Below are 13,956 nucleotides of genomic sequence, written 5' to 3'. Positions count from 1 at the left end.
GTCTCTAATGACCAATGACACAAAATAGCTTTTATCTTTCTCTTTCTTCTGTTGAAATAAATTTATAAAATTTTCAAAGAACTTCCTCTTGCAAACATAGGATGACACAACAGGGCAACAAAGAGTATGAATAAGATTAAATTTTTAAATAATTGTAAAGCAATTTCTTCACGCTACTGTGTCATTTCGACGATAGGAGAAATCACGTAATCTAGTCATACTATTAACCTCCTAAAAGTTGCAGCAAATAATTACTTTTCATTCATTTACCTAATCTAAAAAATGTTTTAATCTTGAAACAAAAAATCGTACTTTTGCACTCCAAAATAGAGTACTACAACTATGTTAGACAGATTACAATATGTAAAACAACGTTTCGACGAGATTTCCGATTTGATAATTCAACCGGATGTGATCGCCGATCAGAAGCGTTATGTGCAATTGAACCAAGAATATAAAACCTTAAAAGGGTTGGTGGACAAACGTGAAGAATACATTCGTTTGACTCAAAATATGGCAGAAGCCAACGAAATTATTGCCGATGGTTCAGATGCCGAAATGGTAGAAATGGCCAAAATGGAATTGGATGATGCCAAACAACGCCTTCCTGAATTAGAAGAAGAAATCAAGTTCATGCTTATCCCGAAAGATCCGGAAGATGCCAAAAACGTGATGGTGGAAGTTCGTGCCGGAACCGGTGGAGACGAAGCCTCGATTTTTGCCGGTGATTTATACCGCATGTACACCAAATATTGTGAAAGCAAAGGTTGGAGAACGTCTGTCGTAGATATGAACGAAGGAACAGCCGGAGGTTTCAAAGAAGTAATTTTTGAAGTAACTGGAGAAGATGTGTACGGAACTTTGAAATTTGAAGCAGGTGTTCATCGTGTGCAACGAGTTCCACAAACGGAAACACAGGGACGAGTGCATACCTCAGCAGCAACCGTAATGGTTTTACCCGAAGCAGAAGAGTTTGATGTTCAAATTGATATGAATGATGTACGAATTGATTATTTCTGTTCGTCAGGTCCCGGTGGTCAGTCGGTGAACACGACGAAGTCGGCTGTTCGGATGACGCACATTCCTACCGGATTGGTGGCTCAATGTCAGGATGAAAAATCGCAACATAAAAATAAAGACAAAGCGTTAACGGTTCTGCGTTCACGTTTGTATGAAATGGAATTAGCCAAAAAACAGGCGGAAGATGCAACTAAACGTACATCGCAAGTAAGTAGTGGCGACCGTTCCGCAAAAATTCGTACCTATAATTATGCTCAAGGTAGGATTACCGATCACCGCATTGGATTAAGTATTTTTGACTTAGACGGATTCATGAACGGTAATATCCAAAAAATGATTGACGAGTTGCAGCTGGTAGCGAATACTGAAAAACTAAAAGAATCGGAAGTATTTTAAATAAAAAAAACGGAGCTCAAAATTGGCTCCGTTTTTCTTTCATTAAAAGTTGGTTATTCTTTTGCTTCAGCGTTTTCTGTTGATTTTGCAGAAATTCTATTTATTTTGAAGAAAGTAGCAAATCTGGTTTTTAGACCTGCAATTTTTAAATTATCCGAAGTAGATAATCCTTCTTTTTCAACTGTATTTTTCCGGGTATCTAATGCTTCATAAAGCAATTTGATTTCATCCCATTCTTCTCTTGTATAGTTGTCTTTGTTATCGGATGTAGTGTTTACAAAAGTTTCATAGGTTTGTAAGATGTTATCTTTGTTAACCCAAGCAAAGTTCATATCGTCACCGATTTGTTGACCAACAAAAAGAGCAGATCTTACTTTTACTTTGTAATTTGCAACTTCCATTTTTGTTTTTCAGCAAGTAGATTGGCTTTGAATTCTTCATATTTTTTTGAACCGGCCTCTAGCTTTTGGTCTAATTCCATTCGGTCTTCCAAGTTTTCGAGAGCTAATTCTGCTTCATTTTTTTTGGCGATGTAATCACTTTCAACATCATCCCATTTTTCGGCTAAATCTTCAGAAGCGACATTACCCACTGAATCGACATAGGCTACATAATTATTGACGGCCTTTTCTGCTTGTGTTTTTTTTTGGTCGGCACACGATCCGAATGCGACAGTAATAAATGCTATTGCTACAATAGATTTTAAATTTTTCATGGTTTAAGTATTTTTAGGTTAATTAATTTGTTTGATTTTTAAGATTTATTTTTGATAGATACGCAGTCACTAAAAATTGAAGAACATTTCCGATTACTTTTTTTATAGGGTTTTCCGAACTTCCAACAACTACCTTTTTGGAAACGTAGCCTCCCACAATACTTACTACAGTTGAAACTAAGTTTTCTTTGTTGGTAACGGTTTGATAAAAACCGTTTAGGCCTTCTTGAACAATGTTGGTTGAAGTTAGACTACTTTGAACAAGATGAAATTGTTCTTTAAGTTCCTCTAATTCTCTTTTGTGTTGAATGGTTAGTTGTGCAATTTTTTGATCTAATAATTCGTTTTGATTAAGCTTTTTCATCCTTTATTAATTTGAATTATTGTTTTGTTGGTTATAATAATTTTCATCTTTTTCCTTCATCAATTTTGTGACAACGATGGTATCAATTGGAATTTTAATTAATGATTTTCTGAAGATGAATACTATCAAGGCAACCACCAAATAGAAACCCGAGACGATAAAAAAGCCTATTGCATAACTATCGAAAGCTTTACCAAGCAAAAGGGCAATTCCAATGTTAACAAATAAAGAAAATACAGCCAAAATTAAGGTGAGCGATACAATTACGGCAAGCGATGATATAACATCCGAAGATTTATCAATGGCATTCAATTTGATGAGTTCTAAACTCGTTCTTGAATATTGTTCTGCTTTGTTGTAGAGCGTTCCAATGTTTTTGGCTATATTTTCCATGTATTGATTACTTGTTTAGTTCGTGATTGATTCTATCCAAATTTGCTTTTCCTTCCTCCATCATATCTTCAGCTTTTGAAGTTAAATCGTGATACTGATCTTCTACGGAGGTTAAAAATTCATTAAAGCTTTCTTTAACGTTGTCTTTTAATTCACCTGATTTTCGGGCAATTTTTTTTCTGGTATTGCTACCTTTATCCGGTGCAAATAAAACACCCAAAATTGCTCCTGCGGCTAATCCGCCTACTATTCCTAATACTACATTTCCTGATTTCATGATTATTGTTTTTAATGGTTATATTTTTAAACGTTTCTTCCTTTTATTAATCTGAATAATATTGCAATAACTGCAATGACTAATAAAACATGTATGATGGATCCTGCACTGTAAACAAAGAATCCAAGTGCCCAGAGTATTACCAATACTACTGCGACGGTGTATAATAAGTTTGACATAATGTTTTTGTTTTAAAGGTTACTAATTAAAATTTGAATGCGGCATAAACACTTAAGTTGCTATTTTTTCCATCAGGAAAAGTATAGTTGGTGCCTAAGAAGCTTCTCTCTTTACCAACAGTGGTTAAACCATAGTTGTAACGAATGCCTAAACCGATTGACCCAAAATCAAATCCTGCACCGGCAGAAAGACCATAATCAAATTTGTTCAAGTCATCATTCTCAATGTTTTCTGCAAAATCAAAACTTCCATTTGATGATTCATTTGTAATATCGGCATCAATTAAGTAAGCAAAATAAGGACCTGCATGTACATTAAGATTCTTGGTTAAATTAACTTTTAATAAAAGCGGTACCTCTATATAGTTAAGTTTAAATTTAGCTGTTCCGTTTGCAAAAGCGTTGTTATAAACCAGTTCGGCACCTTTTCTGGAATATAAAAATTCAGGTTGAATGGCTAAGAAACTCGTAATTGGCATCGAAACGAATACACCTGCGTTGAAACTGGTTAAAACATTATTGTCGTCTACATCTTCAGTATAAAGATTTGAGAAATTTACTCCTCCTTTGATACCAAAACTTGCTCCCGTGGTTGCATTGTCATTTGTTTGTGCATTGGAAAAAGTGAACGCTGCACATGCTAAAGCTGATAAAAATAATTTTCTCATGGTGTAAAATTTAATTGTTATTTATTTAATTGATTTAGTGGGGTTTTATTAATTCGTTCAGTTCTTCAATATTATCTTCTAATTCGTTTATTTTTTTTTGATAGTAATTCGCCAGACCCGGATTTTGATTTATTTGGTAAATGATTTCAAATTCTTCTTTATGTGCTTTTAAATTGTGCAAAACCATTTCCGGACTATTTTCAGATTGAAAGCTTACTTTTTTATTTTTTTTGTAGACATTTTCAGAAAGAACAATTAAATTTAGATGGGCTACTGATTTTAAAATACTATCCAGTTGACGATGCTTATTCCTATGCTTAATTAGCATTCTAACTAGTAAACTATCATTGCTTTTTTCAATTATTTCATTCGTAATCAAAGTAGTTTTGAGGTTTACGCTGTTGGCTTTACTGATATTCTTCAAATCAATTTCAAGTTCATTTTTAATCATTTTATCATCTTCCTTACATGCCGCTACAAAAAACAAAATGGTGGCTGTAATCATTAGGATTGTTGAATTTTGGCTTGTAATTTTTCGTTTCATCTTTGTCATGTGATTTAACACTACAAAGTTGCGACAGGAATCACCCTAAAGTGTTACATGATAATTTTAATTTGTTATAGAATTTCCATTTTCTCTTTGTTTATAAGTGTTTTGGAGGGGTCTAAAAACGAAAAAATCTCATCAGTAATGAGATTTTAAGTGTTAAATGGGCTAGGGTGTAGTGAGTAAAATTTTTATCTTTTTATTTTATTAATTGAAATTTCACCTTCTTTTTTAAGTTCTTTCATCTCTAGGTTTGCAGATTGAATTGATTTTGCATCTGAGGTTATAGTTACATACTGAACAATTTCTGCATATTTTGAAGGTTTGATAGGTTGAGCAAACTTTAACGCATAGCATTTGGCAAAAGTGGCTCCCAGATATAAGATAACAGAAGAATAATAAACCCAAACCATTAAAACTACAATTGAACCGGCCGCTCCATAAACATCACCAATTTTTGAATTGGCGATATAGATAGAGATGATGAACTTTCCAAACATAAATAAAACGGTTGTGGCAAAGGAAGCAACCCGAACTTGTTTCCACGTTATATCGGCATCAGGTAGAATTGTAAAAATGGCTCCGAATAAAAGCGATGTAATGAGCAGTGTGATTCCCAAATTCAAAACATAGATTAAAATCAGATTGATTTCTGTATATGATGTAGTCATCTGATCACTTATTCCATCTAACAGAGTTGAAACCCCCAAAGCTACTAACAAAATGAAGCCCAAACTCCCAATTACCCCGAAGGATAGCAAACGAGCTTTGATAAACAACCAAATCCCATTTCTTTTTTTTGGACGCAATCCCCAAATAGTGTTGATGGAATCTTGAATTTCAGCAAAAACAGAAGTTGCTGCAAAAACCAACGTACTGATACCAACTATGGCAGCCATTGTGCTGCTTTCTGATAATGCTAAATTTTGAATCATGAGTTGAATTTGTTCTGCACCGGTAGGACCTATAAAACCTTTCATTTGAGCATAAATGGCACCTTCAATGGCCTCTCGCCCCCAAAATACATCACAGATAAATAAAACAACCAGCAAAAGAGGAGCTAATGAAAACACAGTGATATAAGCCAACGATGCACTCATTTTGAGTATTTTAAACTCAGTAAACCCATCAAAAGTGGCAAGGATAACGTCATAAAATGATTTGAAATAATTTTTTACGGCAGACATTCTTGGCATGTTTTTTTAATATTCGGTTGGCAAATAAACTACTATTTGAGCTCCTTCTTCAGGTTGACCATTGGCACAAATAAAGCCATAATGATTTTTTACTATTTTTTTACAAATAGCAAGCCCAACGCCAGTTCCGGGATAACTTTCTTTGGCATGAAGACGATTAAAAAGGAGGAAGATTTTCTTAGAATCATCCGGATGAAAACCAATACCATTGTCTAAAAACGTAATTTTATGGTAAATTCGGTTTGAATTATCATCAATTTGATCATCTTCACTGGCTTTTATTTTCTCATACGTTACAGTGATAATTGGAGGTTGATTCAGTTTTCTGTATTTAATCGAATTATTTATCAAATTAATGAATAGCTGCCTGAATTGAAAAGGAATTCCTTTCACCGTTGGAAGCCCACTGAAAGTTACTGTTGCCTTGGTCTCTTCGATTAATTCGGATAGTTCCTGAATTGAAGTTAGGGCAATTTCATTTAGGTTCACCTCTTCAAAACTGGCATCTGTTTTATTGGTTCTTGAGTATTGCAATAAATCGTCAATCAAAACCCGCATTCGGCTTGCTGCCACAACAATTCTTTCCATGTATTGTTTTCCGGTTTCCGAAAGATTATCTTTCTCTTTTTCATTGATACGCGAGATAAATGTTTGAATTTTTCTCAGCGGTTCTTGCAAGTCATGACTGGCGGCATAATTAAATTCAATGAGTTCTTTGTTGTTGCGTTCCAAGTCGGTGTTTTTCTCGCGAAGAATAATTTTTTTCACAATGTCTTCCGTGACATCTTGCGTGGTTCCGATGATAATTTTTTCGTTAAAACGATTCACAAACAGTTTTCCAACAGAGCGGAGATGCCTTACTTCCTCATTTTTTTGAATGATTCGATAATTAATAGCGGGAAGATTTTCATTAATTTCAATGTCATTAAAAGCTTTTGAAGTAACTTCATAATCATCGGGATGAACGAATCCCAAAAAATCAGTATGCGTAGCATTAAAAACGTGGGGTTCTAAACCGAAAAGGCGGAATTGATTATCTGAAAATTGGATTTCATTTTTTTCCAGATTCCAAATCCAACTACTGTAGTTACCCAAAATTTCTGCTTGATTGATAGACTCTTGCGAAATTCTCAGCCTGGAATTGGAGCGTTGCAATCGTTTAAAATCGCTGTTGATTTTGAGGTATGATAAAACGATTAATATTAATGTAATGAAAATAACAAGCAGTGCATAAAGAGGCGTGTAGGATGCATTATCTTGAAAGTTATATTCTCTTTTTTTCAGAAGACTGTTTTCAAGAGCATTCATTTCGTCAACCTTGCTTCGGATTTCATCCATCACTTTTTTCCCGTTGGCTTCATAATATTTTTTATAGAGATCTTTATCTTCATAATTTTTATTGAAATAGGTATACCGCAAAACAATCAAATGATACAGTTCTTTTAATTTTTTTTGTTGGGATTGATTGTCTTGCGTAAGGTTTTTTATATTAAAAAAAGCCTTGTTCACACGTTCTCTTGAGTTGGAATAAGAATCTAAAAAAGTGGTGTCGCCATATAATAGATAGCCTCGATAACCGGTTTCAGCATCTTTGATATACGAAATAATTCGTTCGAGTTCCAGTTGAACTTCATACGAATGGATAATTAAATCCCGCGATTTATTGAGATTTATTATGTGCTTATACGAAACAGAAGCCGTAAATAAAATCACTGCCAACGAAATCACGAATGCGATTTTGAGGAGAAAAGTCGATTTTTTTAGGTTCTTTACTTGCATAATTTACATTCTCAATAAAAAATTTTCTTTGTTTAGTCCGGAGGTGTGGTATTGCCAATTAAGGGTAACTATTTCACTTAATATTTTTTTTAACATAGTAAAATCACTAGGCTTTTTGATGTAGATGTTTGCACCGCTCACGAATGTATTTTCAATATCTTCCTCAGAGGAGGATGTAGAATAAATGGCAATAGCGATATCATCAAATTTTTGATTTTTTTTAATCTCTAACAAACATTCAAAACCATTTTTTCTTGGCATATTCAAATCCAAAAAAAGTATATTGGGCAAGATGGTTTCGGGCTGATGGAGGTAATTCATCAACTCTTCTCCATCGCAATGCGTACTCACAACAGTATTGATTTTTAATTCATCAAAGGCATCTTTAAAAAATAAACGATCGTCTTCATCGTCGTCCGCAAGTGCAATTATGATATGTTCTTTTTGCATGGTCGGGTGGCTGTTAGCTGTTTAAAGATTTTATTTTACGTTTGGCAATAATACGTTGAAAAGCAGAAGGGGTAATTCCGGTAATATTTTTAAACTGTGTGCTCAAATGTGCTACACTCGAATAGTTAAGTTTAAAAGCGATTTCGGTTAAATTTAATTGGCTTTTAAGAATTAAACTTTTGGCTAATTCAATTTTTTGAATAATAATAAAATTTTCTATAGAAGTATACGTTACTTCCGAAAACAGATTAGAGAGATAACCATAACTGTGATTCAGTTTTTCAGTGAGATAAACAGAACTTTTTACAGCCAGCGGTTCTTCGCTGTTCACCATTTCGGTAATGACGTCTTTTATTTTTTGCACTAAAATAGCTTTTTGATTTTCAATTATTTCAATGCCGAATTCTTTTAGTAATACAGATAGTTCTTCAAGTTTTTCATCGGGAATATTTTCATGAAATTCAATCTCGCCATAGCCAACAATTGAAAATTTATAGCCAAATTTCGCTAGTTTTTCTTCTAATATTTTTTTGGTTAAAATCGTAAAGTCGAATTTTAAAAAGGCCTTCATAGGTTAAGGTTAATTCGTAGTAAATTTAGGAAAAGAAAACCAATTGATACGTTAAATAAAAAAAGCAAGACATAACTTTTTTTGGAAGTTACGTCTTGCAGAATGAATCAACGGGTTATTTCGTTAATTCGAGCGTTTGAATTTCATTGGAACCATCGGTCGATTTCCATTTTTGCGATTTTCGGTTGTTTTCAATCAAAATCCATTTTTTGGCAATCGAAGAATTTTCGCTTTCAATGGTGATATAAGGCTCGTTTAAATTCCATTTAAAAGGAACATCGTCTTTGGTTTCAACTCCTAGAACGTTATAATAAAGGCTTTTTTCTCCGGTATTATTTTTGTTAAAGGTGATGGTACCAATGTTATTTAAAGAAATATTTTGTTCGCCGGGTTTGATGGTTTCAAATTTTTGAACGTTCCAAGTTCCTACAATTTTTTCAGAACAAGATGTTAAAAATAAAATAGCAACTAATGCTAAAGTAAAATTTGTTTTCATAAGGTAATATTTATTTTAAATTTCAATACGTTTTTTCGTAAACCACTAAGGCGAAGGAAGAATAAGTTTCCGAAACCTTAGTGGCTTTTTCCAAAGAATTTTTAAAGGCTACAAATCATCAATCATTTTCTTTACTTCTTCTTTGGTTTTCCCAACTCTTTGCTGAATTTTTCCATACAATTCATCTTCTTTACCTTCTTCATAAAGCAAATCATCGTCGATTAAGTCGGCATATTGTTGTTTCAATTTTCCTTTTAACTCATTCCATTTTCCTTTTAAATCGGTTGTATTCATGATTTTGGTTTTTAAATTAGTATTTCATTTTGCTTACTATCACAAAGTTATTACTTGGGTTGGCCTAAACCGTTACATAATTTTTTGAGATTGTTATATAATTTTTGGAATTGAAAGTTTTCAGCAATCAAAGCGTTCAAATTAGTTGATGATTCGTTTTTCTTTCCTAATCTTTTTCCAGTTTTTCAACCTTATTCTGGCTCCACTTCTCAAATATTCATCCAAAGGTTCACCAATCAGAAATCCATATGGTTTCAGCTCCGGAATTGTGTCAAAAACAACTTTTAAGCTGGCGATGACAGGCAAGGCAACAATCATTCCGGCGATACCCCAAAGCATTGAAAATAAGATGATGGATAGAATAGCAACAAAGGCGTTGATACTTACCTTTGAACCCGTAATTTTTGGAGTTATAAAATTCCCTTCAATGAATTGTATAAATGCAAAAATGACCATAACGCCAACCGGATACCACAAAGAGTCTTTGGTGGCCAAAGCAACAACAGCAGGAAGTAGTGATCCAATAATAATTCCGATATAGGGGATTAATAAAAGCAGAGCAGCTAAAAACCCAAAAAAGATAGCGTTGTCAATTCCCAAAATTAATAAACCAATCGAGTTGAGAACGCCTACAATTCCCATCACCATAAATAATCCTACCAAATAATTTTGCTGAACATCGTAAAGTTTATTCAAGATAGTTTTTGCTTTTAACGTATTGCCGTCTTTTGAAAAAGCTCTGTAAATAAAGCTTTTAAAGAATTTACGGTATATTAAAAAGAAAAATATATAAAGCGGAATCAAAATAATATCACTAAAAAAGCTACCTGATGAAGTCAGGAATTCAATTATACCAACAAAATTGTTCTTTATCGTAGCTCCAATATTTAACTTTTTTATGGATAACTCATTTTTTTCAATTCCTAAATAGGTTTCTAATTTGGTAGCAAAAGTATTATAGACATTGCTCAATTTTTCGGCATAAAAATCACCTTTTTCAAGAATGTCGGACAGTTGAAATCCGATAAATAAGAGTAAAGCAAAAATTACCAGTGAAAGTAATGTTATTGCTACTATTGCAGAAATGACGCGGTTTATTCGCAATTTTCTCTCCAAAAACTGAACAAAAGGAAAGGCAGAAACACTCAAAATAATTGCAATAATTATCGGAACAAGAACAGGTTTTAGCACATATAAAACGTAAACCAAACCTATTATGAAAATCAAGTTCAACGCAGCAGCATTTTCTTTTTTGGGAGTTGGTACCATGCAACAATTATTGGTTAGATAAGAAAAAGAGAAATTGATAAAATTCCTCTCTTTCGTAAATTTTTAAAGCTTATCAATCAAATCCTTTACTTCTTCTTTTGATTTACCAACACGTTGTTGAATTCTACCATACAATTCATCTTCTTTTCCTTCAACATAAAGCAAATCATCATCGGTTAAGTCGGCATATTGTTGTTTCAATTTTCCTTTTAACTCATTCCATTTTCCTTTTAAATCAGTTTTGTCCATGATCGTTTATTTTTAAATTAATAGTATGTTTTTTATATCTACAAAGTTAACGAGCGTTCAATCGATCAGTGTTACACAATTTTTTGAGTTTGTTATATAATTTTGAGGAAAGTAGTTTTCATCTTTGTAAATTTGCCAAACAACTAACCATTTTCGTTTTGACAACAACACAACTTATTGAACAAATTCAGTTAAAAAAATCGTTTTTATGCATTGGTTTAGATGTTGATTTGACTAAAATCCCACAACATCTTTTAGCTACAGATGACCCGATTTTTGAATTCAACAAAGCCATTATCGATGCCACACATGATTTGTGTGTTTCCTATAAACCCAATACGGCTTTTTATGAAGCGTACGGTTTAAAAGGCTGGCAATCGTTGCAAAAAACGATAAAGTACATCAAGGAAAATTATCCTGAAATTTTTACCATAGCCGATGCGAAGCGAGGCGATATCGGCAACACTTCCACCATGTATGCCAAAGCTTTTTTAGAAGATTTGAATTTTGATTCGGTTACGGTTGCTCCTTATATGGGAAGAGATTCAGTCGAACCGTTTTTGGCTTTTGAAAATAAACATACCATTTTATTGGCTCTAACTTCCAACGAAGGAGCGTTCGATTTTCAAACGAAACTTTCTTCCGACACTTCGGGAAATAAGGAAATCTATAAACACGTTTTAGAAACTTCCAAAACGTGGAAAAACAGTCAAAATTTGATGTATGTAGTAGGTGCGACAAAAGCAGAATATTTAACTGAAATCCGAAAAATTGTGCCCGATAGTTTTCTTTTAGTTCCCGGAGTAGGAGCACAAGGTGGCAGTTTACAAGAAGTGTGCAAATACGGAATGAATGCAGATGTTGGATTATTAATCAATTCTTCACGTGGCATTATTTATGCTTCGAATGGAAGTGATTTTGCAGAAAAGGCTAGAGAAGAGGCTTTAAAGATGCAGCAAGAGATGGAAGAAATTTTGAAGAGATAATTTTGAATTTTGTTGATCAAATAGGAGTCGAACACTCTTTCAAAACCACTCCCAAACGAATCGTTTCTCTCGTTCCCTCGCAAACCGAACTTTTATATGATTTAGGTTTGGAAGAGGAAATCGTAGGCATCACCAAATTTTGTGTTCATCCCAAGCATTTCAAAACTACAAAGCAAATTGTGGGAGGAACTAAACAAGTGAAGTTTGACAAAATAAAAGCCCTTCAACCTGAAATCATCATTGCCAATAAAGAAGAAAATACCAAAGAAATCGTTGAAGAATTGAGTAAAATCTGTCCGGTTTGGGTCACCAACATTATTACCATTGAAGACAATTTGCAAATGATTTCCGATTTCGGAAAACTCTTTAACAAACGCACAGAAGCTCAAAAATGGACCGATAAAATCACGTTTGCTTACAATGATTTTCAACAATTTATCAAGGATAAACCTTTTCAAAAAGTGGCTTATTTTATTTGGGCTAATCCCTATATGGTAGCCGGAAAAGACACGTTTATCAACGAAATGCTTGTTCTAAATCGTTTTGAAAATATATACAAGGAAAAAGGACGTTATCCTGAAATTGAATTGGAAAAAATTCGAAAAGAAGGCGACCCGGAAGTTGTTTTTTTATCTTCAGAACCGTTTCCGTTTAAAGATGAACATGCTTTTGAAATTGGCCGGTGCACACACCATGCTAAAACCATTTTTGTAGACGGTGAATTGTTTTCGTGGTACGGAAGCCGAATACTGAAAGCCTTTCCTTATTTTAAAAAATTACATGAAAAATTATAGTTCAACCTCTTCTAAAACAAGTATTTCTTTCTTTTCAGCTTGAGTAGTCTCCGGTTTTTCGACTACAGGTTGATTTTTCTTTTTCAAAAAGTTTGAAAATTCTATTTTCAAAAACTTTACTTCTTTATTTTCTTTAAAAACGCCTTTCATTGGGGTGAAATTTTTTACAAATATACATTATCAAATAATTAAATTATCATTAAGAATTGTTAAGATTCAACTTTTGTATAAAAATGCTACATTTGCCAAAAAAAGTTTGATTTCCTATTCAACATACAAAAACGAAACTTCTACTGAGTGGGTAACCTTCGTGCATGGTGCCGGCGGAAGTTCGTCTATTTGGTTCAAGCAGATCAGAGAGTTTCAAAAACACTTTAATGTTTTGCTGCTCGATTTGCGTGGGCACGGCGAATCAAAACCAAATCTCAAAAACGGATTCAAACAAAAATACACCTTTAAATCCATCGCACAAGATGTTTACGAAGTAATCGATCATTTAAAAATTGAATCGTCGCATTTTGTGGGTATTTCACTCGGAACCATTGTGATCAGGCAATTGGCCGAAATGCATCCCACTCGAGTAAAATCGATGATCATGGGTGGAGCCATTCTAAAAATGAATTTCCGTTCACAAATTCTCATGCGGTTGGGAAATATTTTTAAATATGTTTTGCCGTATTTAGTATTGTATCGCTTTTTTGCTTTTGTGATTATGCCTAAAAAAAATCACAAACAATCGCGTTTACTTTTTATCAACGAAGCCAAAAAATTATACCAAAAAGAATTCATCAAATGGTTTAAATTAACCGCAGAAATTAACCCGGTTCTTCGCTGGTTTCGTCAAGTTGAAATCAATATTCCTACCCTTTATGTCATGGGCGAAGAAGATTATATGTTTCTGCCTTCCGTTCGTCAAGTTGTTGAAAAACACTATAAAACAGCAGAATTATTTGTGATAGAAAATTGCGGACACGTAGTAAATGTGGAGCAACCGCTGCAGTTCAATTCGGCTGTCATTTCTTTCGTTCAGTCTAAAGCATAAAAAAAGTCAGCGGTCTCAATCACTGACTTTTCTTTTACTAACTAACTCTAACCAAACAAACCTTAAATTTTATGATACAAATATCGCAAGAAAAAAGCGTTTGTTGTGTTAAGCATTTGTTATATATATGTTATTGATTATTAAATTTTTGATTGTCCGCAATTACCCATAATTAAATAAAAAGCCTTATATTTGATAAAAAAAAGCGATGAATTTATTCAGTTTTACGGCAAATTTTGGAAGTGAAGAAGCTTGTAGACTTCATTTTAAA

General features: G+C 33.5%; 21 protein-coding genes. 4 read left to right on the top strand and 17 right to left on the bottom strand.

What is annotated here, in order from left to right:
* The first annotated feature begins 342 nt into the window (after positions 1-342).
* Positions 343-1,416, top strand: a complete 1,074-nt coding sequence (gene prfA / locus ACIQ0M_RS14365; RefSeq protein ID WP_396153441.1) for a peptide chain release factor 1 — start codon at positions 343-345, stop codon at positions 1,414-1,416.
* Positions 1,417-1,469: 53 nt separating this feature from the next.
* Here prfA and ACIQ0M_RS14360 read toward each other — a convergent pair whose 3' ends face one another.
* From ACIQ0M_RS14360 to ACIQ0M_RS14285, 16 genes are all read right to left on the bottom strand, one after another.
* Entirely contained in the window at positions 1,470-1,817 is a 348-nt protein-coding gene (locus tag ACIQ0M_RS14360; protein WP_396153440.1) for a hypothetical protein, read from the bottom strand.
* On the bottom strand, positions 1,793-2,131 hold the full coding sequence (locus ACIQ0M_RS14355) for a hypothetical protein (protein ID WP_396153438.1): 339 nt from the start codon (positions 2,129-2,131) through the stop codon (positions 1,793-1,795). Before ACIQ0M_RS14355 ends, ACIQ0M_RS14360 begins: the two co-directional genes overlap by 25 nt.
* 22 nt (positions 2,132-2,153) lie before the next feature.
* Complete coding sequence (locus ACIQ0M_RS14350; RefSeq protein ID WP_396153436.1) at positions 2,154-2,495, bottom strand: hypothetical protein; 342 nt, start codon at positions 2,493-2,495, stop codon at positions 2,154-2,156.
* 6 nt (positions 2,496-2,501) lie between these two features.
* Entirely contained in the window at positions 2,502-2,888 is a 387-nt protein-coding gene (locus ACIQ0M_RS14345) for a phage holin family protein (protein ID WP_396153434.1), read from the bottom strand.
* A 7-nt stretch (positions 2,889-2,895) separates the two neighbouring features.
* Positions 2,896-3,165 (bottom strand): YtxH domain-containing protein, encoded by a 270-nt coding sequence (locus ACIQ0M_RS14340; RefSeq protein ID WP_396153432.1) that lies wholly within the window; start codon positions 3,163-3,165, stop codon positions 2,896-2,898.
* Between the two features lie 26 nt (positions 3,166-3,191).
* On the bottom strand, positions 3,192-3,344 hold the full coding sequence (locus ACIQ0M_RS14335) for a lmo0937 family membrane protein (RefSeq protein WP_396153430.1): 153 nt from the start codon (positions 3,342-3,344) through the stop codon (positions 3,192-3,194).
* Positions 3,345-3,370: 26 nt separating this feature from the next.
* Positions 3,371-4,012 (bottom strand): porin family protein, encoded by a 642-nt coding sequence (locus tag ACIQ0M_RS14330; protein ID WP_396153428.1) that lies wholly within the window; start codon positions 4,010-4,012, stop codon positions 3,371-3,373.
* Positions 4,013-4,046: 34 nt separating this feature from the next.
* Positions 4,047-4,556, bottom strand: a complete 510-nt coding sequence (locus ACIQ0M_RS14325) for a hypothetical protein (RefSeq protein WP_396153426.1) — start codon at positions 4,554-4,556, stop codon at positions 4,047-4,049.
* A gap of 194 nt (positions 4,557-4,750) precedes the next feature.
* Positions 4,751-5,746 (bottom strand): YihY/virulence factor BrkB family protein, encoded by a 996-nt coding sequence (locus ACIQ0M_RS14320; protein ID WP_396153424.1) that lies wholly within the window; start codon positions 5,744-5,746, stop codon positions 4,751-4,753.
* Positions 5,747-5,761: 15 nt separating this feature from the next.
* On the bottom strand, positions 5,762-7,534 hold the full coding sequence (locus ACIQ0M_RS14315) for a CHASE3 domain-containing protein (protein WP_396153422.1): 1,773 nt from the start codon (positions 7,532-7,534) through the stop codon (positions 5,762-5,764).
* A gap of 3 nt (positions 7,535-7,537) precedes the next feature.
* Positions 7,538-7,984, bottom strand: coding sequence for a response regulator (locus tag ACIQ0M_RS14310; protein WP_396153420.1), 447 nt, complete (start codon positions 7,982-7,984; stop codon positions 7,538-7,540).
* A 13-nt stretch (positions 7,985-7,997) separates the two neighbouring features.
* Positions 7,998-8,555 (bottom strand): helix-turn-helix domain-containing protein, encoded by a 558-nt coding sequence (locus tag ACIQ0M_RS14305; protein ID WP_396153418.1) that lies wholly within the window; start codon positions 8,553-8,555, stop codon positions 7,998-8,000.
* Between the two features lie 115 nt (positions 8,556-8,670).
* Entirely contained in the window at positions 8,671-9,051 is a 381-nt protein-coding gene (locus ACIQ0M_RS14300) for a hypothetical protein (protein WP_396153416.1), read from the bottom strand.
* 108 nt (positions 9,052-9,159) lie between these two features.
* Complete coding sequence (locus ACIQ0M_RS14295; RefSeq protein ID WP_396153414.1) at positions 9,160-9,345, bottom strand: CsbD family protein; 186 nt, start codon at positions 9,343-9,345, stop codon at positions 9,160-9,162.
* A gap of 141 nt (positions 9,346-9,486) precedes the next feature.
* Positions 9,487-10,614 carry an AI-2E family transporter gene (locus ACIQ0M_RS14290; RefSeq protein ID WP_396153412.1) on the bottom strand — a complete coding sequence of 376 codons (1,128 nt, stop codon included), beginning with the start codon at positions 10,612-10,614 and terminating at the stop codon, positions 9,487-9,489.
* 63 nt (positions 10,615-10,677) lie between these two features.
* On the bottom strand, positions 10,678-10,863 hold the full coding sequence (locus ACIQ0M_RS14285; RefSeq protein WP_396153410.1) for a CsbD family protein: 186 nt from the start codon (positions 10,861-10,863) through the stop codon (positions 10,678-10,680).
* A 158-nt stretch (positions 10,864-11,021) separates the two neighbouring features.
* Between ACIQ0M_RS14285 and pyrF the strand changes: the two genes are divergently transcribed.
* On the top strand, positions 11,022-11,849 hold the full coding sequence (gene pyrF, locus ACIQ0M_RS14280) for an orotidine-5'-phosphate decarboxylase (RefSeq protein ID WP_396153408.1): 828 nt from the start codon (positions 11,022-11,024) through the stop codon (positions 11,847-11,849).
* Entirely contained in the window at positions 11,849-12,643 is a 795-nt protein-coding gene (locus ACIQ0M_RS14275) for an ABC transporter substrate-binding protein (protein ID WP_396153444.1), read from the top strand. The genes pyrF and ACIQ0M_RS14275 overlap by 1 nt, the downstream gene beginning before the upstream one ends.
* Here the strand turns inward: ACIQ0M_RS14275 and ACIQ0M_RS14270 are convergent.
* Positions 12,638-12,793, bottom strand: coding sequence for a hypothetical protein (locus ACIQ0M_RS14270; protein WP_396153406.1), 156 nt, complete (start codon positions 12,791-12,793; stop codon positions 12,638-12,640). The genes ACIQ0M_RS14275 and ACIQ0M_RS14270 overlap by 6 nt on opposite strands.
* Positions 12,794-12,899: 106 nt before the next feature.
* Between ACIQ0M_RS14270 and ACIQ0M_RS14265 the strand changes: the two genes are divergently transcribed.
* The gene (locus ACIQ0M_RS14265; protein ID WP_396153442.1) at positions 12,900-13,685 is read left to right on the top strand and encodes an alpha/beta fold hydrolase; all 786 of its coding nucleotides are present in this window, start codon (positions 12,900-12,902) and stop codon (positions 13,683-13,685) included.
* Positions 13,686-13,956 lie beyond the last annotated feature (271 nt).

It is taken from the genome of Flavobacterium sp., assembly GCF_044339515.1.
In the GTDB taxonomy this organism is placed as follows: domain Bacteria; phylum Bacteroidota; class Bacteroidia; order Flavobacteriales; family Flavobacteriaceae; genus Flavobacterium.
Note: the sequence above shows the minus strand (reverse complement) of the source record. Positions and strands in the feature narration are given on the sequence as shown.